This is a genomic window from Achromobacter marplatensis (genome assembly GCF_002209535.1).
Lineage (GTDB): Bacteria > Pseudomonadota > Gammaproteobacteria > Burkholderiales > Burkholderiaceae_B > Achromobacter > Achromobacter marplatensis.
The window spans coordinates 129,461-145,975 of sequence record NZ_NJIG01000005.1 but is presented as its reverse complement, the minus strand read 5'-3'; the positions used below and the strand labels follow the sequence as shown (position 1 = coordinate 145,975).

Below are 16,515 nucleotides of genomic sequence, written 5' to 3'. Positions count from 1 at the left end.
ATGCGGCGCGTGCCGCACCGGGCGTTTTTGCTCCCTGAACGGTCTTCTACGACTCCGCTTGCGGCATTGCCGACACGCGTGGAGACGCTTTGGCAGGAAACAAGCGAAAATGGCGGCCCGGGAAACGTTTATTGCGAAAGCTGGGGTAAAACTGACCCCCAAACGCAAGAAATCCGACGTTTCAAGTCTTTAATATGCACCTTCCTTACCCTGATTGGATTTGACCCATGTCATTGTTCTCGTTGTTAGGCGCGTTGGAGATCGGGCTGATCTTCAGCCTGGTGGCCTTGGGCGTGTTTATCTCCTTTCGCCTGCTGCGCTTCCCCGACCTGACCGTTGACGGCAGCTTCCCGCTGGGCGGCGCCGTCTGTGCGACGCTGATCGCGTCGGGCACCGATCCGTTTTCGGCCACCATCATCGCCACCTTCGCCGGCGCGGCCGCGGGGCTGGTCACGGGTTGGTTGAACGTGAAGCTCAAGATCATGGATCTGCTGGCCAGCATCCTGATGATGATCGCGCTGTACTCGATCAACCTGCGCATCATGGGCAAGCCCAACGTGCCGCTGATCACCGAACCCACTGTCTTCACGATCTTGCAGCCGGGCTGGATTTCCGACTACGTCGCCCGCCCGCTGATCCTGATCGTGATCGTGATCCTGGCCAAGCTGGCGCTGGACTGGTTCTTCGCCACGCAGACCGGACTGGCCGTGCGCGCCACCGGCTCGAACGGCCGCATGGCCCGCGCGCAGGGCGTCAACACCGGTCGCATGATCCTGGGCGGCATGGCGCTGTCGAACGCGCTGGTCGCCCTGGCCGGCGCGCTGTTCGCGCAGACGCAAGGCGGTTCGGACATCTCGATGGGCATCGGCACCATCGTGATCGGCCTGGCCGCGGTGATCGTCGGCGAAAGCATCCTGCCGTCGCGAAAACTGGTGTTGGCGACGCTTGCCGTCATCATTGGCGCCATCGTCTACCGCTTCTTCATCGCCCTGGCGTTGAACAGCGATTTCATCGGCCTGAAGGCACAAGACCTGAACCTCGTCACCGCGGTGCTGGTCACGGTCGCCCTGGTCATCCCGATGCTCAAGCGCCGCTTGGTCGGCAAGAAAAGTTGATGCCCACCCCTGAAGCGCCTGTGGCGCTTCCCCCTCAAGGGGGCGCCGCTGGCGGACCGGCAAAGCCGGCTCCGCGGCGGCCCCAGTCTAGCTGCGCCAGCCTCGTGCAGCGCGGGTGCTGCGACTGCACAATGGAGTACTGAAATGTTGTCCGCTAAAGATCTCAAGATTACTTTCAACGCTGGCACGCCCATCGAGACCCGCGCCCTGCGAGGCATGTCGCTGGAAATCCCGTCAGGCCAGTTCGTGACCGTCATCGGCTCCAACGGCGCTGGCAAGTCCACGTTCCTGAACGCTGTATCGGGCGACCTGCCAGTCGATTCCGGCCGCATCGACATCAATGGCGTGGACGTCACGCGCCAGCCCGTCTGGGCGCGCGCCGGCCGCGTGGCCCGCGTGTTCCAGGATCCGATGGCCGGCACGTGCGAAGATCTGACCATCGAAGAAAACATGGCGTTGGCGCAAATGCGCGGCGCGCGGCGCGGTTATGGCCGGGCCGTCAAGGCATCGATGAAGGACGGTTTCCGCGAACGCCTGTCCACCCTGGGCCTGGGGTTGGAAAACCGCCTGACCGACCGCATCGGTCTCTTGTCGGGCGGTCAGCGCCAGGCGGTCAGCCTGCTGATGGCGGCCTTGCAGCCGTCGCGCATCCTGCTGCTGGACGAGCACACCGCGGCGCTGGACCCGCGCACGGCGGACTTCGTGCTGCAGTTGACGGCCCGCATCGTCGCCGAGAACCAGCTGACCACCATGATGGTCACCCACAGCATGCGCCAGGCGCTGGACGTGGGCGACCGCACGGTCATGCTGCATCAAGGCCAGGTCGTGCTTGACGTGTCCGGCGAAGAGCGCCGCGGCATGGACGTGCCGGACCTGCTGGCGATGTTCGAACGCGTGCGTGGCGAGAAGCTGTCGGACGACGCGCTGTTGCTCGGCTGATTCCGTCCGGTTCAGGCAAAAGCGCGCGGCCCGCATAGGCCGCGCGCTTTTTTTGTCGCAGGACAGGGTGCGTGTCGCAGCGCCTAGGGCAGTTCGCGCCAGCGCGCCAGAAGCAAGGTTTCGATGTCATGCACGGGCAGGCCGGTGGCGCGGGCAACGGCATCGCGGTAGGGGGGCATGTTGGTGCACTCCAGCACGATGTTGCGCAGGCCGGATTCGCGCGCCGCGAGGCGCCGGGCGGCGTCCACCACGTTGCGTTCGACTTCGGCCAGATCCATCTCGGGGGCGTTCGCCAGGATGCGCGCGTGCATTTCGCAGCCGGGCGCGATGCCCTCGACGACTGCGTCGGCGGGAACGTCCACGGCGTCCAGAAGGGGGCGCGACAGCGACTGCGCATCGAAGGTCACGATGCCGACGCGGTCCAGGCCCTGGCACTGCAGCAGGCTGGAAGTGACGACGGGCACTGGAACGGCCGCCTGCAGCACCGTCTGGTACCTGGCCAGAAACCCGCAGCTGGTTGAAATCAGCCGGGCGCCCTGCGCGGCCAGCGCCACGGCCGCGTCCACAAAGGGCTGCAGGAAGGACGGGTCGGCCTCCTGCACGATCTTGCGCGGCGAGGCGCCTTGCACGGTGACAAAGCGCACCGGGATGCCGGCGCGCGAGTAGGTCTCGCGGTTGCCGACGTCGCCCGGGGGGCGCGGAAAGCGGGTGTCCAGCATCAGTACGCCCAGGAATCCGTCGGTGCGCATGGCTTAGCCTTCCACGCCGGGCGCGCGGTTAAAGCGCGCCAGGAACGCGCGGGTGGCCTCGTTCCGGGAGTTGCCGATCACGACATCCGGGGGGCCGGCTTCCGCCACGACGCCGTCGCGCATGAAGACGACCTGGTCCGCCACTTCCTTGGCAAAGCCGATTTCGTGCGTCACGAGGATCATGGTCATGCCGTCACGGGCCAAGCCCTTGATGACGTTCAACACTTCGCCCACCAGCTCGGGGTCCAGCGCCGACGTGGCCTCGTCGAACAGCATGACGGCGGGCTGCATCGCGAGCGCGCGGGCGATGGCCACGCGTTGCTTCTGGCCGCCCGACAGCTTGTCCGGAAAGTAATCGGCGCGTTCCAGCAGGCCCACCTTGCCCAGCAGTTCGCGGGCCAGCGCCTCGGCTTCCTTTTTCGGCCGGCGCAGCACGGTGACCGGGCCTTCCATCACGTTCTGCAACGCGGTCATGTGCGGGAACAGGTTGAAGTGCTGGAACACCATACCGGCGGATGCGCGAAAGCTGGCCAGCTTGCGTTCGCTGGGCAGCCGCGTGTGCGCGCCCTGGAAAGTCAGCGACTGGTTGCCTACCGTGATCTGGCCGCCGTCGGGGATCGTCAGCAGGTTGATGCAGCGAAGCAAGGTGGATTTGCCGGAGCCGGACGGGCCGATCAACGCCACGACCTGGCCCCGTTCGACTTGCAAGTTGATGTCCTTGAGCACTTCCTGATTGGCGAACGACTTGCGCAAGCCCTGGATGCTGATGATGGGGGTGCTCATGGTCATGCCTCTTTGCTGATGCCGCCGAATTCCAGCTTCTTGGCCCACATCGTGAACGGAAGCAGGATCACGAAATACGCGACCGCGATGAAGGTGTAGATCTCTAGCGGGCGGTACGTATCGTGGGCGATGACCTGGCCCTGGTAGAGCAGGTCCGGCACGGCCAGCACCGAGAGCAGCGACGTGTTCTTCAGCTGCATGATCGATTGGTTCATCAGCGGCGGCACCATCTTCTTGAAGGCCTGCGGCAGCACCACGCGGCGCAGCGCCTGCGATGGCGTCATGCCCAGTGCCTTGGCGGCTTCGGTCTGTCCGGCATCGGTCGAAATGATGCCCCCGCGGATGATCTCCGAATAGAAGGCGCCGCCGTACAGCGCCAGGCATAGCGTGGCCGCCATGACCGGCGACATTTCGATGCCGGTCACGACAGGCAAGGCGTAGTAGAACCAGACCAGCTGCACCAGGACCGGCGTGCAGCGGAACACTTCGATGTAGGCCCGCAGCGGCGCCGTGATGAACACGTTGCGCGACAGCCGCCCAAGACCCGTCACAAGGCCGATCGCCAGGCCCAGGAACACGCACAGGATGGTGAACAGGATCGTGTTCAGCACGCCGGTGGCGATCAGCTTGCGGTACTCCCAGAGCACGCTGAAATCCCAGTCGTAGTTGACGGCGTTTCCGGCGATGCTGTCCCATTTCTTGACGATCGCGAACAGCGCGATCGCGGCGACCGCGACAAAGAGCCAGGTCGTCAGGCGGGATCGGGAGGGAAGGGTTCCATTCTGGTCATTCATGGCGCAGGCCTTAGAACTTGATTTCGGGCGGGAACGCCTCGGGCGGTACGCCGGCGAGCTTTTGCATATTGCCCAGGATCACGCCGCGCACTTCGTCTTTCGCGCGGATGTCGGCCAGCCAGGCGTTGACCGCCTTCTGCAGGGAGTCGTCGCTTTCCTTGCGCAGGCCGATACTGACGGGCGCCGTTTCGACCGGAGCGGGGATGCTCATCGTGCCGATGTTCGGGCGCTTTTCCAGCAGCGGCTTGGCCAGCAGCACGACCAGGATCTGGCAGTCGGCGCGGCCCGAGGACAGCGCCAGGGTGGCGGCGCCAGAGTTCTCCAGGCGCGTCACGTTCGCCTTTTGCAGCACGCGGGTGGCCAGCTGGTCATGGCTGGAACCCACGTCCACGACCACACGGGTCTCGGGCGTGTCCAGTTCGGCCCACGACTTGCCGACGAATCCCTTGCGGCAAACGGTGGTGTAGGTGTTATTGAACAGCGTGTCCGAGAAGTTCACCACTTCCTTGCGGGCCGGGGTGGGCGCCATGCCGAACATCAGGTCGATCTTGTTGGTCTGGACGTCCAGCACCGAGTTGCCCCAGGTGGTTTCCAGGTATTCGGTCTTGACCCCCAGGCGAGCCGCGAACATCTCGGCGAAGTCGGGGCCGAAGCCTTCCCACTTGCCCGTATTCAGGTTCTTGTTGAAGTAGGGGATGGCGCCGGCGATGGCGCCGATGCGGATCGTCTTGGTGCGCATGATGCGCTCCATGGCGGTCTCGTTGGCGGATTGGGCCTGGGCGGCGCTCGGCAGGCCAAGACTGGCCAGGCTGGCCAGGGCAAGGACGGACGCCAGGAAATTACGTTTTGTGCTCATCGACTTCTCCTCAAAAGTGTGCGGGCTGCTAGATGAAGCGGCCGGGGCGGAACGCGTGATGGCGCGCTCGGCTGTTGGCGTCAAACATCAGTTCGCCCAGTATCTTCGCCGTTCCTGGCGCCGTGCTGAATCCGATGTGCTGGTGGCCCAAGGCCAGCCACAGGCCGGGATGGCGCGGGGCCTCGCCGATCATCGGGCGGCTGTCAGGCAGCGTGGGCCGCCGGCCCAGCCAGGCGGCCGGATCCAGCCGTTCGCCCAGCGGGAATGCCTCGCGCGCACGCGCTTCGGACAATTCCAGTTGCACCGGCCTGGCCGGCGCTTCGCAGTCGTCCAGCTCGACCCCCGTCGTCAGGCGCAGGCCGCGCGCCATGGGCGACAGCACATAGCCGCCGCCGGTGTCGTAGACCGGGCGGGATACGCGCGCGCCGTTCTGGCCGCTGTAGTGCATGTGATAACCGCGTTCGAACGCCATGGGCAGATCGATGCCCGTCGTCTTCAGCAGGCTTTTGGACCAGGGCCCCAGCGCCACGACCAGTTGGTCCGCGCGCAGCGTTTCGGAACCCTGCGCGCCGTGCACGGTCCAGCCCTGGCCGTCGCGGCGGATGCCGCTGGCTGTCAAACACCTGAACGTGCCGCCCGAGCGGCGGAAGAGGTCGGCGTAGGCCGCGACCACTTCATGCGGATCGTCTACCGAATACGAACCCTGGATCCACAGCGCCCGATGAAAGATCGGCGCCAGCGCGGGTTCCAGGTCGGCCAGTTCGGCCGGGGCCAGCATCTGGGTCGGAACCTGGAATTGCGCATAGGCCCGGCGGGACCGCTCACCGCCATTCCAGGCCTGTTCGGAGCGATACAGGAAAATCCAGCCGGTGTCGCGCAGGCGATGCCGGGCGCCGCTGGCGTCCAGCAACCGCAGGTGTTCCGGCGCCGACAATCGGATCAGTTCGTCCAGCGCCGCCGCGGTTTCCTGAAAGACCGCCGGTCGGGCGTTCAACAGAAACCGGGCTGCCCAACCCAGGTTCTTCGCCAGGTAGCTGCGGCGGTAGCGGAACTGGACGGTGTCGTTCTTGAGCAATCGGGGCAACTGGCGCCACAAGCCGGGATGGTTGAACGGCATCAGCGAACTGCGCGCCAGGACGCCTGCATTGCCCAGGGACGTTTCCATGCCAGGCTCCTGCCGGTCGACCAGGGTGACGGTGAGGCCTCGGCGCTGCAATTCCAGCGCGCAACAGACACCCACAATGCCCGCTCCCAGGACAATGACGTGCTTTCCCATGTGTCGTTCTTTTAAGCGTCAAGGACGGCGATTGTATTGCAGCCCATACACGGCGATGAAGCACAATTGTGCTAGGTGTCCGTCAGGCCGACGGGGGCTTTTCGCCCAGGATGCGGCCGGCCGCCACGACGCCCCACCACGAGGCTTCTTCGAAGACGGAATAACCCGACAAGTCCGCATGCGCGAACAGGATCGGCCCGTCGACGTTCCGCAGCGCGGCCAGTCCCGGGTTGGACAGATAGCCGCATAGCGGGGAGGCCATCGCGTGGCCCCGCACGGTGATGTCAAGCCGGCGCGCGTTGCGCCAGAACTCGCGGCCATAAGCGGCGACCAGATCGGCGGCGGCTTCGTCGCGCAATGCTTGCGGGCTGGCCGTGGCCAGCCATTGCCGCGCGGCGTTCGGCGTCTGCCCGCTTAGCGCGTGGTAGGCGGTGAATACCGTGCGCGGCGACCGGGTCACGCGCAGCAGTTGGTGCGTGGACACGACGTACCCCAGCGCGCGGCCTTGATAGACCACGTTGTCCCACGACAGCGGTTCGCCGGGCGCTTCCAGCGGGTAGCCTTCCAGCACGAAGTTGGACACCAGCCACGGCGCATGCGACGTGGCATGCACGGCAGGTTCATAGCCGTAAGCGCGGATGTCCGGCAGCAGGCGCTGGGCCACGAATAGCGGCACGGCGCAGACCGTGCGGCCCGATTGCACGGTGTAGGCCCCGGGGGTGGGGCCGTCCGTCACGCAGGTCGTGAGCGGGCCGGCGGGCGTTTCCGTCACCCGGACGGCGGTGCCCGCAAGCAGCCAACGGGTGTGCCCCAACTTGTGGTTGATCGCGTCCCGCATGCGGTCCGTCAGCGCGGCCAGCCCACCGGGCCAGGTCAGCACCGCGCCTTCGCCTGCGTTGGCGGCGTGGCCGTCGCGGCTGGCGAAGTAGTGCAGGCCGGCCCAGGCCGACACTACGTCGTACTGCGCGCCGTAGTCATCGCGGCAGCAATAATTCAGATACCAGTGCAGGGCGGGCGAGGTATAGCCTTCGCGCTCCAGCCACTGCTTGAACGTCATCGCATCCAGCGCGCGCCACGCGGGGTCCTGCGACGACAGCACGATGGGAATGCTGAATACCTTGCGGCCGTCGCTTCCGACTTGCGTGTGCAACTGGTCGATCAGCGCCAGGAACCGGCGGTGCTGCGCCACGTCGGCCTCGGGCAGCCCGGTCATGGGCAGCAGCCCGTCTTCCCAGCGCCCGTTGCGCAGCAAGCGCTCCTGCGGCGAATGCACCAGGATGGATTCGTCGTAGTACGGGCGCAGTTCGCCCGCGCCGCGTTCGATGATGCCGAAGTCGGCCAACATCTCGCGCACGTGGGTCGACGCCATGGACGGCAGCGGCAGATAGTGCGCGCCCAGCGGGTAGTCCAGTTCGCCTTGGCGGCCGGCCGCCGCGTTGCCGGCGAATTCCGGGCCTTGGACCACGACGAAATCGGTGTAGCCCTCCCGCGCCAGTTTCCAGGCGCAGGACAGGCCGGCCACGCCGGCGCCCAGGATGGCGACGCCGTGACGGTAGCTGGCGGCCGGCACGGGCAGCGCTGCGCCGTCGCGCAAGGCGTGGCCGGCCTGCATGCCGGGGTAATGGACATCCGGGGTGGTCTCGACGATGCGTGACCGGTAATAGCCGGCCGTGCCCGCCACCGCCGCCGTGGCGGTGGCGCCCAGCAGGAAGCTGCGGCGTCTCATCAGCGGATGACCTTGCGCCAGTCCTCGTCGAAATAACGCACGAGCGACTGCTCATTCAAGCGATTGGGCGGCATCGCCAGGGCAGGCATGTCGGCCGGGAAATGGAAGAGCTCGCGCGTGGTCGCCGGATCCAGGTAGCGCGTGGGCACGGTGATCTTGTCGGGGGGCGTGTAGTCGCGCCGCTTGCTGGCCAGGATGAAGCCCCAGTCGCCGAAGGACGGCACATAGGTGTGGTACGGCCATGTGTTCAGGCCGGCTTCCTTCAAGGTGGCGTCCACGCTCCAGAAAGAGCGCGGCGCGAAGTAGGGCGACGTGGACTGGATCACCATGTAGCCGTTTTCGGCCAGGTGGCGCGCCATCAGGTGATAGACCGGCACCGAGTACAAGCGGCCAAGGCCGAAGTTCGACGGATCCGGGAAGTCCACCACGATGAAGTCGTAGACCTCGGCGTGGGTTTCCAGCCAGCGGCCGGCGTCGTCGTTGATGACGGTGACGCGCGGGTCCTTCAACGACCCCTGGTTCAGCTTGACCAGCGGTTCCGAACGCGAGAACAGCCCGGTCATGGCGGGGTCCAGGTCCACCAGCGTCACGTGCTCGATGTTCTTGTACTTGAGGATTTCGCGCACCGCCAGGCCATCGCCGCCGCCCAGCACCAGCACATTACGCGCCCAGGGCAGCGTCTGCAGGCCCGGATGCACCAGCGATTCGTGATAGCGGTGTTCGTCGCGCGACGAGAACTGCAGGTTGTTGTTGATGTACAGGCGCAGGTCGTCGTGCCAACGGGTCACGACCAGGCGCTGATAGGGCGTGGTTTCCGCGTGCACCACGTCGTCGCCGTACAGGCCTTTTTCGGCCCAGGCGGTCATGGCGCTGGAATAGATGAAGCCCAGCGCCAGGAAACCGATCACCACGCAGGCGCGGATGGCCTTTTCGCCAGGGCGGCGGATTTCGGTGCGGAACAGCCAGGTGGTCCACAGCGCCACGCTGGCGTTCATGATGCCGAAGAGAAAGCTGGTGCGCAGCAGGCCCAGCTTGGGCGCCAGCAGCAACGGGAAGATCAGGGACACGGCCAGCGCGCCCAGGTAGTCGAACGTCAGCACGCGGCTGACGATTTCGCGGAATTCGGCCTTGCGCTGGTTGAAGACGCGCATCACCAGCGGGATTTCCATGCCGACCATCAGGCCGATGACGAACACCCCCACGTACAAGGCGGCGCGGAAGGGGGCGGACAGCCAGGCGAAAACCAGGAACAGGACGGCGGCGGAAACCCCTCCCAATAATGCGACCAGCAGTTCGACGTCGATAAACCGATTCAAAACGTCTTCGTCTTTTACATATTTTGACAACCACGAGCCGATGCCCATGGCGAACAAATAGCAGCCGATGACGGAAGAGAACTGAAGTATCGAATCGCCCAGTAAATAGCTGGCCAGCGCGCTGCTGATGAGCTCATAGCCCAAACCGCAGGAAGCAACGATCAATACCGATAGGATGAGAACGCGGTCGCGCATGAGGTGTCCGACACGAAAAATGCGTTCGCAGTATATCGAACGCCGCGTATATACTGCGCGCAATTGGGAGGGTGGCAATGGGAGAAGCGATGCATCCGGCGGTGACCTATCTGATCTATATCGTCTCGGCGCTCGTCATGCTGGGCATTTTCACGGCGGTCTACACCGCCGTGACGCGCTACAAGGAATTCGAGCTGATCCGCGAAGGCAATATCGCCGCGGTGCTGTCCTATGGCGGCGCGCTCGTCGGTTTCAGTTTCACTCTGTGCTCCAGCATTGCCGTGCACGCCAGCTTCGTCATGTTCCTGGTGTGGGGCGTTGCCGCCATGGTGGTGCAGATCGTCGTGTACGTCGTGGTCGCGCAGACCATCCGCGGGATGAACGAAGCCATCGAACAAAACAATATCGCCATGGGCGGCCTGATCGGCGCGATCTCGCTGTCCGCCGGCGTCGTCAACGCCGCCTGCCTGACTTAAGGCAGGCGCGCCGCATCCGATCTGACACGGGAGGACAATCCATGAGTCTCGGTTCATTTATCCGCAAGCAGTTCATTGACATCCTGCAATGGAACGAGGATCGCGATGGCGTGCTCGCCTGGCGCCATCCGATGCAGGATTTCGAAATCCAGTACGGCGCCAGCTTGACCGTGCGCGAATCGCAGATGGCGGTGTTCGTTAACGAAGGCAAGGTGGCCGACGTGTTCGGCCCCGGCATGTACAAGCTGACCACGCAGACGCTGCCGGTCCTGACGTACCTGAAGAACTGGGACAAGCTGTTCGAGTCGCCCTTCAAGTCGGACGTGATCTTCTTCAGCACGCGCCTGCAGCTGGGCCGCCGCTGGGGTACCGCGCAGCCGGTGACGCTGCGCGACAGCGAATTCGGCATGGTGCGGCTGCGTGCCTTCGGCGTGTATTCCTATCAGATCACAGACCCCGCCAAGTTCTATCGCGAAATCAGCGGCACGCGTGACGAATACACCGTCGACGACCTGGAAGCGCAGTTGCGCAACATGGTGGTCGCGGCGATGACGACGGCGCTGGGCGGCTCCAAGGTGCCGTTCCTGGACATCGCCGGCAACCAGGGCCTGATGTCGCAAAGCATCAGCGAACAACTGGCGCCGGTGTTCGACCGTTACGGCGTCAAGCTGGACAACTTCACGGTTGAAAACGTGTCGTTGCCCGAAGAGCTGCAAAAGGCGCTGGATACGCGGATTTCGATGGGCATGGCGGGCGATCTGGGCAAATTCACCCAGTACCAGACGGCCACGTCGATCCCGTTGGCGGCGCAGAACGAAGGCGGCATCGCCGGCATCGGTGCGGGCCTGGCGGCCGGCGCCGCGCTGGGCCAGACCATGGCGGCCGGCCTGGGCGTAGGCCAGGGCCAGCCGGCCCAGCAAGCGCAGCCTGCTCAGCAGGCCGCGCCGGCTGCCGCGGCCGTCGACCCGGTCGCCCGGCTGCAGCAGCTCAAGGACTTGCTGGACAAGGGGTTGATCACCGCCGCCGACTACGACACGGCCAAGGCGGAAGTGCTGAAGAAACTCACCAGCTAAGGCCCCATGCAGCAGGTTCTGTGTCCGCAGTGCGGCGCCCCGGTCAAGTTCACGTCCACGGCTTCGGTCATGGCGGTCTGCGGCGCTTGCCGCAGCACCTTGTTGAAAGATGCTGATTCGGTCAGGCGCATCGGCGAAATGGCCGACGTGCTGGAAGACTATTCGCCCCTGTGCCTGGGGGCGACCGGCAAGTCCGACAGCAAGCGTTTCGACGTGGTCGGCCGCATCCAGCTGCGTTTTGACGAAGGCTACTGGAACGAGTGGTATGTCTGGTTCGAAGACGGGACCGACGGCTGGCTGTCGGACGCCTCGGGCCAGTACGCCCTGACGCGCCGCCGCAAGGTCAAGTCCACGCAGGGCATGCCGGCCTTTGCCGACATCGCGCCCGGCGACGAACTGAAGCTGGACGGCCAGCGTTTCATTGCCGCCGACGTGCGTGCCTGCAAGGCGGGCGGGGCGCAGGGCGAACTGCCGTTCGTGCCCGGCGACGGCTGGGAAGCCAAGGTGGCGGATTTCCGCAGCCTGGACGCCTTCCTGACGCTGGATTTTTCCGACGGCCCCGAGCCGGAGCTCTACATCGGCCGCGCGTTCGACCTGTCCGCCATGCAGGCGGGGTCCTTGCGCACCAACGAGCAGGTCCAGGAAACGGCCGGCCGGTTCCGCGGCCAGATCAAGGCGCTGGAGTGCCCGAATTGCGGCGGCCCCATCAGCTTCGTGGCTGCCATGGCCACCCAGGTGGTCTGCCCGTCCTGCGCGGCGACGGTGGATTGCTCGGGCCCCACGGCGGAAGTCATCGAGAAGGCGAACAAGGTCAAGTCGATCAAGACCACGTTGTCGCTCGGCGCGGTGGCCAAGATCGACGGCGCCAGCTTTACGCTGATTGGCTTGATGAAATGCGCCGACCCGGATCCCGAAGAGCCCTCGGACTGGATCGAATACCTGCTGTTCAATCCGCAGAAGGGCTTTATCTGGCTGGTGGAAACGGACGAAGGCTGGGAGCGCGTGCAGGTGTGCGACACCTGGCCCAGCTACAACAACGCGACCAGCGTGCGTTGGCGTTCCAAGCTGTACCAGAAGCTGTACGACTACACCTCGCGCGTGGAGGTGCCGCTGGGTGCGTTCAACTGGCGCGTCAAGGCGGGCGACACCACCAGGATCACCGACTACAAGGCCGGCACGCTGAAACTGACGCGCGAACTGGGCGAGGCCGAACTCGGCTGGTCGGCTGCGGCGCCTGTTGCTCCTGCGCAATTGGCCGAATGGTTCGGCAACGCCGAACTGGCCAAGCAGAAATCCCTGCCGCTGGGCGGCAAGCCGGGTGGCTACGGCAAATGGGCGTGGTTCGCCACGATCGGGATGCTGTTCCTGAACATGGGCAATATCTTCAATGGCCGCTTTGTCCCGATTCTGATCGGGTTGGCGTTCCTGTGGTTCCCCGCCAAGCTGGCGGACAAGCTCTCCGGAAAGGACGAATAGGACGATGGGCAAGTTCCTGTATGCCATCTATGCCCTGGTCGTGGTGATGGCCGCCACCGGCGCCAGCTCCCCCGGCGTCCGCATGGCGGGCGGAAGCGGCGGCAGCAGCAGTAGCAGCAGCTGGGGCAGCAGTTCGTCCGGCAGTTCGGGCTGGTCGTCCGGCGGATCCCACAAGTGACGGTCCATGCCACGCCTGGCCGCCACGTGCTGGCGGACTTCAGCGGCGTCGCGGCCGATCGCCTGACCGATGCCGCCGCGCTCGAGGCACAGATGATCGCGGCCGCCCAGGCCGCCGGCGCCCAAGTCCTGAGCGCCCACTTCCATCATTTCGGCGAAGGCGCCGGCGTGACCGGCGTGGTCATGCTGAGCGAATCGCACATCAGCATCCATTCCTGGCCGGAGCACCGTTACGCGGCCCTGGACATCTTCATGTGCGGGTCGGCAGAGCCTGAACGGGCGCTGGCCTGCCTGCAAGCCGCGCTGGCGCCCGAGTCGGTGCGCGTCACGACGGTCGCCCGCGGCTGAACCCGGCTTTTCCACAGGTTTGATCTGGCTCAATTTGCGCTTTGGCCGCAAATTGACTAGCGTTATATACCTATATATATTTCGTTGCCAATATCGCGATCCCCGAGGAGAAGATCATGTCTTGCAAACGCCCCTTGCTGGCGCTGTCCCTGGCGTTGTCCGCCTTCTGGGGCGCGAGCGCCCATGCCGGCGACCTGGTCGTGTCCGCCGCCGCCAGCCTGACCAACGCATTCAAGGAAGTGGCGCAAGGCTACGAGAAGGCGAACCCCGGCACCAAGGTCGTCCTGAACTTCGGCGCTTCCGATGTGCTGCTGCAGCAGATCGTGAAGGGCGCGCCCGCTGACGTGTTCGCCTCGGCTGACCAGAAGGCGATGGACAAGGCCGTCGAGGAAAAGGCCGTCAAGCCCGCGTCCCGCGTGGACTTCGCCGCCAACCAGATCGTGCTGATCGTACCGACGGACAGCAAGGCCAACATCACGGCCCTGAAAGACCTGACGCGCGACGACGTCAAGCGCATCGCCTACGGCAACCCGGCATCGGTGCCGGTCGGCCGCTACACGCAAGGCGCGCTGGAAGCCGCCGGACTATGGAGCGCCGTGCAGGCAAAGAGCGTGCTGGCCCAGAACGTGCGCCAAAGCCTGGACTACGTGTCGCGCGGCGAAGTGGACGCCGGCTTCGTGTTCGCCACCGACGCCGCCATCATGCCGGACAAGGTCAAGGTCGCCGTGCGCGTGCCGTCGCAAACGCCCGTCACCTATCCCATCGCCGTGACGACGCGTGAAGCCGCCGCCAAGGAAGCCGCAAGCTTCGTGGCCTATGTGCTGTCGCCCGCCGGCCAGGAAATCCTGTCGCGCTACGGCTTCCAGAAGCCCTGAGCCTTGTTCAATAGCAGGAACTGATGACTGATCCGGTTTGGGTGCCCCTGCTGCTTTCGCTGAAAGTGGCAGGCTGGGCAACGCTGTTGGCCACGGTGGCGGGCACCGCCGCGGCGTTCGGCCTGTCGCGCTGGCGCTGGCCGGGCCGCGACCTGCTGGACGCCATCCTGACCTTGCCGCTGGTGCTGCCCCCGACCGTGCTGGGCTATTACCTGCTGGTCTTGCTGGGCCGGCGCGGCGTCATCGGCGAAACGCTGGCGGGGTGGGGCATCGAATTGGTGTTCACCTGGCAAGGCGCCGTGATCGCGGCGTCCGTGGTGGCTTTTCCGCTGGTGTTCAAGTCGGCGCGAGCCGCCTTCGAAAACGTGGACAGCCAACTGGAGAACGCGGCGCGCGTGCTGGGCGTCGGCGAGGCCGGGGTCTTCTTCCGCGTGACCTTGCCCTTGGCTGCCCGCGGCATCGCGGCAGGCGTGCTGCTGGCATTCGCCCGTGCGTTGGGCGAATTCGGCGCAACCCTGATGATCGCTGGCAACCTGCCGGGCCGAACCCAGACCTTGTCGGTCGCCATCTATGAAGCCGTGCAGGCCGGCGACGATCGCACCGCGAACCTGTTGGTGCTGGTCACGTCGGTAACTTGCGTCGTCGTCCTGCTGGTGGCGGGCAAGCTGGTGCCCATCGGCGCCGGCCAACGCAACGGAGGCGGGCGATGAGCGTCAGCATCCAGGTCAATAAGCGCATGGTCTCGGGCGACCGGCATTTCGAATTGGACGTGGCGTTCAGGTCGTCGTCCAAGCGCATCGCCTTGTTCGGGCCGTCCGGCGCGGGCAAGAGCTTGACGTTGCGCGCCGTGGCGGGCCTGCTGCGGCCGGATGCTGGGCGCATCGACATCAACGGCCGGGTGCTGTTCGATGCGCAGGCGGGCATCTGCCTGCCTACGCAATCCCGCCGCGTGGCGTACCTGTTTCAGGACTATGCGTTGTTCCCGCATCTGACGGTGGCGCAGAACATCGCGTTCGGCTTGCGCCGCGGGTGGCTCAACCCGCCAAAGCGCGAAGTCGGGCCAGAAGCGCGACGCTGGGTCGATGCGTTCGAGCTGGGCTCCATCGTAGGCAGCTACCCGAACGAAATCTCAGGCGGGCAAAAGCAGCGCGTGGCCCTGGCCCGCGCGCTGACGCTGCAGCCCGACATCCTGCTGCTGGACGAGCCGTTTTCCGCGTTGGATTCGCAGTTGCGCGGCAAGATGCGCCAGGAACTGAACGTTCTGCAGCAGCAACTGGACGTGCCGATGCTGCTGATCACCCACGATCCGGCGGACGTCGACGCCTTGGCCGACGAAGTCTTCGAAGTGCGCGACGGCAAGGTGGGCCGCCGCGATGAAGACCTGGGCGTTTGAACCCCAGGCCCTAGTCCAGCACGCCCAGGATCACGCTGGAGGCCTTGAAGATGGCCACGGCCGGCGCGCCGACGGCCAGCCCCAGGTCGGTGGCGCTTTCATTGGTGACGATGGCCACGAGCGTCGTGCCGCCATCCATGCCGATCAGGATTTCGCTGTTGACCGCGCCCGGGCGCACGGCGCTGATCTTGCCCTGCAACTGGTTGCGGGCCGACAGCCGCAGGCCGGGGCCGGGCGCGCCGACGATGACGTTGGACGCCTTTACCAGCGCGATCGCTTCCTTGCCGGGCGCCAGGCCCAGTTCCGTCGTGCTTTCGCGAGTGATGGTGGCCGCGATGGTGTGGCCGCCAGCGATGCGCAGCAGGATCTCGTCGTTGACGGCGCCGGCTCGGACTTCGATGACGGTGCCCAGGAGTTTATTGCGTGCACTGGTTTTCAGCATGAAACGCCTCATCAGGTCGATGTCGCCACTGGCATCCAGGCCAGCGCGCGTCAGACTGTCCATGAACTTCCGGTGTTCGGACTCCAGCGCCCGGAACGTCGCGATCAGGCGCCGTGCGCGATCGGTCAACTGCGTACCGCCGCCGCCTTTGCCGCCGGCCGCCCGCACGACGAGGGGTTCGCCCGCCAGATTGTTCATGGCGTCGATGGCGTCCCAGGCTCCCTTGTAGCTCATGCCCACGGCGCGCGCGGCAGCCGTGATGGAGCCTGTGGCGTCAATCTGCGCCAGCAGGTCTATGCGGTTCTTTCCGCCCCAGGTCTGGGCGCCGGAACGAAACCAGATCGAGCCGTCTAGTTCCAACATGTCAAGTGTGTATCGGGTCAGGAGTCATCCCGGAGTGTAATGGACGCGTCGCAGGGGGCAGGGGTATCGCGGGCGTTGAATTTAAGGATGCGAATGAGATTCTGTTGAAACTTTACGGGGTTCGCGGCACTATGTTTACGCCC

At 65.4% G+C, this 16,515-nt stretch carries 18 protein-coding genes; 9 read left to right on the top strand and 9 right to left on the bottom strand.

What is annotated here, in order from left to right:
- Positions 1-227 precede the first annotated feature (227 nt).
- Positions 228-1,115, top strand: a complete 888-nt coding sequence (locus CEY09_RS13495; protein ID WP_088588999.1) for an ABC transporter permease — start codon at positions 228-230, stop codon at positions 1,113-1,115.
- Positions 1,116-1,259: 144 nt separating this feature from the next.
- Positions 1,260-2,054 carry an ABC transporter ATP-binding protein gene (locus tag CEY09_RS13490; RefSeq protein WP_088588998.1) on the top strand — a complete coding sequence of 265 codons (795 nt, stop codon included), beginning with the start codon at positions 1,260-1,262 and terminating at the stop codon, positions 2,052-2,054.
- Positions 2,055-2,137: 83 nt separating this feature from the next.
- Here CEY09_RS13490 and CEY09_RS13485 read toward each other — a convergent pair whose 3' ends face one another.
- The 7 genes from CEY09_RS13485 to CEY09_RS13455 form a co-directional block, all read right to left on the bottom strand.
- Positions 2,138-2,803, bottom strand: coding sequence for an aspartate/glutamate racemase family protein (locus CEY09_RS13485; protein ID WP_088588997.1), 666 nt, complete (start codon positions 2,801-2,803; stop codon positions 2,138-2,140).
- Between the two features lie 3 nt (positions 2,804-2,806).
- Complete coding sequence (locus CEY09_RS13480; RefSeq protein WP_088588996.1) at positions 2,807-3,586, bottom strand: amino acid ABC transporter ATP-binding protein; 780 nt, start codon at positions 3,584-3,586, stop codon at positions 2,807-2,809.
- Between the two features lie 2 nt (positions 3,587-3,588).
- Positions 3,589-4,380 carry an amino acid ABC transporter permease gene (locus CEY09_RS13475; protein ID WP_088588995.1) on the bottom strand — a complete coding sequence of 264 codons (792 nt, stop codon included), beginning with the start codon at positions 4,378-4,380 and terminating at the stop codon, positions 3,589-3,591.
- A gap of 10 nt (positions 4,381-4,390) precedes the next feature.
- Positions 4,391-5,236, bottom strand: a complete 846-nt coding sequence (locus CEY09_RS13470; RefSeq protein ID WP_088588994.1) for a transporter substrate-binding domain-containing protein — start codon at positions 5,234-5,236, stop codon at positions 4,391-4,393.
- A gap of 28 nt (positions 5,237-5,264) precedes the next feature.
- Entirely contained in the window at positions 5,265-6,512 is a 1,248-nt protein-coding gene (locus CEY09_RS13465; RefSeq protein ID WP_088588993.1) for an NAD(P)/FAD-dependent oxidoreductase, read from the bottom strand.
- Between the two features lie 82 nt (positions 6,513-6,594).
- On the bottom strand, positions 6,595-8,238 hold the full coding sequence (locus tag CEY09_RS13460; RefSeq protein ID WP_088588992.1) for an NAD(P)-binding protein: 1,644 nt from the start codon (positions 8,236-8,238) through the stop codon (positions 6,595-6,597).
- The gene (locus CEY09_RS13455; protein WP_006225655.1) at positions 8,238-9,749 is read right to left on the bottom strand and encodes a polyamine aminopropyltransferase; all 1,512 of its coding nucleotides are present in this window, start codon (positions 9,747-9,749) and stop codon (positions 8,238-8,240) included. The genes CEY09_RS13460 and CEY09_RS13455 overlap by 1 nt, the downstream gene beginning before the upstream one ends.
- An 89-nt stretch (positions 9,750-9,838) precedes the next feature.
- On the opposite strand from CEY09_RS13455, the gene CEY09_RS13450 reads away from it, so the two are divergent.
- The 3 genes from CEY09_RS13450 to CEY09_RS13440 are packed head-to-tail and all read left to right on the top strand — an operon-like array spanning position 9,839 to position 12,774.
- Complete coding sequence (locus CEY09_RS13450) at positions 9,839-10,225, top strand: DUF350 domain-containing protein (protein WP_006225656.1); 387 nt, start codon at positions 9,839-9,841, stop codon at positions 10,223-10,225.
- 41 nt (positions 10,226-10,266) lie between these two features.
- Positions 10,267-11,298 (top strand): SPFH domain-containing protein, encoded by a 1,032-nt coding sequence (locus tag CEY09_RS13445; protein ID WP_006225657.1) that lies wholly within the window; start codon positions 10,267-10,269, stop codon positions 11,296-11,298.
- A 6-nt stretch (positions 11,299-11,304) separates the two neighbouring features.
- Positions 11,305-12,774 (top strand): DUF4178 domain-containing protein, encoded by a 1,470-nt coding sequence (locus CEY09_RS13440; RefSeq protein ID WP_088588991.1) that lies wholly within the window; start codon positions 11,305-11,307, stop codon positions 12,772-12,774.
- Positions 12,775-12,801: 27 nt separating this feature from the next.
- Here CEY09_RS13440 and CEY09_RS32170 read toward each other — a convergent pair whose 3' ends face one another.
- Entirely contained in the window at positions 12,802-12,960 is a 159-nt protein-coding gene (locus CEY09_RS32170; protein WP_158218668.1) for a hypothetical protein, read from the bottom strand.
- On the opposite strand from CEY09_RS32170, the gene speD reads away from it, so the two are divergent.
- From speD to CEY09_RS13420, 4 genes are all read left to right on the top strand, one after another.
- Complete coding sequence (gene speD / locus CEY09_RS13435) at positions 12,949-13,299, top strand: adenosylmethionine decarboxylase (RefSeq protein ID WP_088588990.1); 351 nt, start codon at positions 12,949-12,951, stop codon at positions 13,297-13,299. The genes CEY09_RS32170 and speD overlap by 12 nt on opposite strands.
- 116 nt (positions 13,300-13,415) lie before the next feature.
- Positions 13,416-14,174, top strand: coding sequence for a molybdate ABC transporter substrate-binding protein (gene modA, locus CEY09_RS13430; protein ID WP_006225660.1), 759 nt, complete (start codon positions 13,416-13,418; stop codon positions 14,172-14,174).
- 23 nt (positions 14,175-14,197) lie between these two features.
- Entirely contained in the window at positions 14,198-14,884 is a 687-nt protein-coding gene (gene modB / locus CEY09_RS13425) for a molybdate ABC transporter permease subunit (protein WP_006225661.1), read from the top strand.
- Positions 14,881-15,567, top strand: coding sequence for an ATP-binding cassette domain-containing protein (locus tag CEY09_RS13420; protein WP_088588989.1), 687 nt, complete (start codon positions 14,881-14,883; stop codon positions 15,565-15,567). The genes modB and CEY09_RS13420 overlap by 4 nt, the downstream gene beginning before the upstream one ends.
- Positions 15,568-15,577: 10 nt before the next feature.
- Here the strand turns inward: CEY09_RS13420 and CEY09_RS13415 are convergent, their stop codons facing one another.
- Complete coding sequence (locus tag CEY09_RS13415; protein ID WP_088588988.1) at positions 15,578-16,372, bottom strand: TOBE domain-containing protein; 795 nt, start codon at positions 16,370-16,372, stop codon at positions 15,578-15,580.
- Between the last annotated feature and the right edge of the window lie 143 nt (positions 16,373-16,515).

Coding starts and splice junctions, on each gene's coding strand:
- CEY09_RS13495 (WP_088588999.1), top strand. CDS start 228: ATGTCATTGTTCTCGTTGTTAGGCGCGTTGGAGATCGGGCTGATCTTC.
- CEY09_RS13490 (WP_088588998.1), top strand. CDS start 1,260: ATGTTGTCCGCTAAAGATCTCAAGATTACTTTCAACGCTGGCACGCCC.
- CEY09_RS13485 (WP_088588997.1), bottom strand. CDS start 2,803: ATGCGCACCGACGGATTCCTGGGCGTACTGATGCTGGACACCCGCTTT.
- CEY09_RS13480 (WP_088588996.1), bottom strand. CDS start 3,586: ATGAGCACCCCCATCATCAGCATCCAGGGCTTGCGCAAGTCGTTCGCC.
- CEY09_RS13475 (WP_088588995.1), bottom strand. CDS start 4,380: ATGAATGACCAGAATGGAACCCTTCCCTCCCGATCCCGCCTGACGACC.
- CEY09_RS13470 (WP_088588994.1), bottom strand. CDS start 5,236: ATGAGCACAAAACGTAATTTCCTGGCGTCCGTCCTTGCCCTGGCCAGC.
- CEY09_RS13465 (WP_088588993.1), bottom strand. CDS start 6,512: ATGGGAAAGCACGTCATTGTCCTGGGAGCGGGCATTGTGGGTGTCTGT.
- CEY09_RS13460 (WP_088588992.1), bottom strand. CDS start 8,238: ATGAGACGCCGCAGCTTCCTGCTGGGCGCCACCGCCACGGCGGCGGTG.
- CEY09_RS13455 (WP_006225655.1), bottom strand. CDS start 9,749: ATGCGCGACCGCGTTCTCATCCTATCGGTATTGATCGTTGCTTCCTGC.
- CEY09_RS13450 (WP_006225656.1), top strand. CDS start 9,839: ATGCATCCGGCGGTGACCTATCTGATCTATATCGTCTCGGCGCTCGTC.
- CEY09_RS13445 (WP_006225657.1), top strand. CDS start 10,267: ATGAGTCTCGGTTCATTTATCCGCAAGCAGTTCATTGACATCCTGCAA.
- CEY09_RS13440 (WP_088588991.1), top strand. CDS start 11,305: ATGCAGCAGGTTCTGTGTCCGCAGTGCGGCGCCCCGGTCAAGTTCACG.
- CEY09_RS32170 (WP_158218668.1), bottom strand. CDS start 12,960: ATGGACCGTCACTTGTGGGATCCGCCGGACGACCAGCCCGAACTGCCG.
- modA (WP_006225660.1), top strand. CDS start 13,416: ATGTCTTGCAAACGCCCCTTGCTGGCGCTGTCCCTGGCGTTGTCCGCC.
- modB (WP_006225661.1), top strand. CDS start 14,198: ATGACTGATCCGGTTTGGGTGCCCCTGCTGCTTTCGCTGAAAGTGGCA.
- CEY09_RS13420 (WP_088588989.1), top strand. CDS start 14,881: ATGAGCGTCAGCATCCAGGTCAATAAGCGCATGGTCTCGGGCGACCGG.
- CEY09_RS13415 (WP_088588988.1), bottom strand. CDS start 16,372: ATGTTGGAACTAGACGGCTCGATCTGGTTTCGTTCCGGCGCCCAGACC.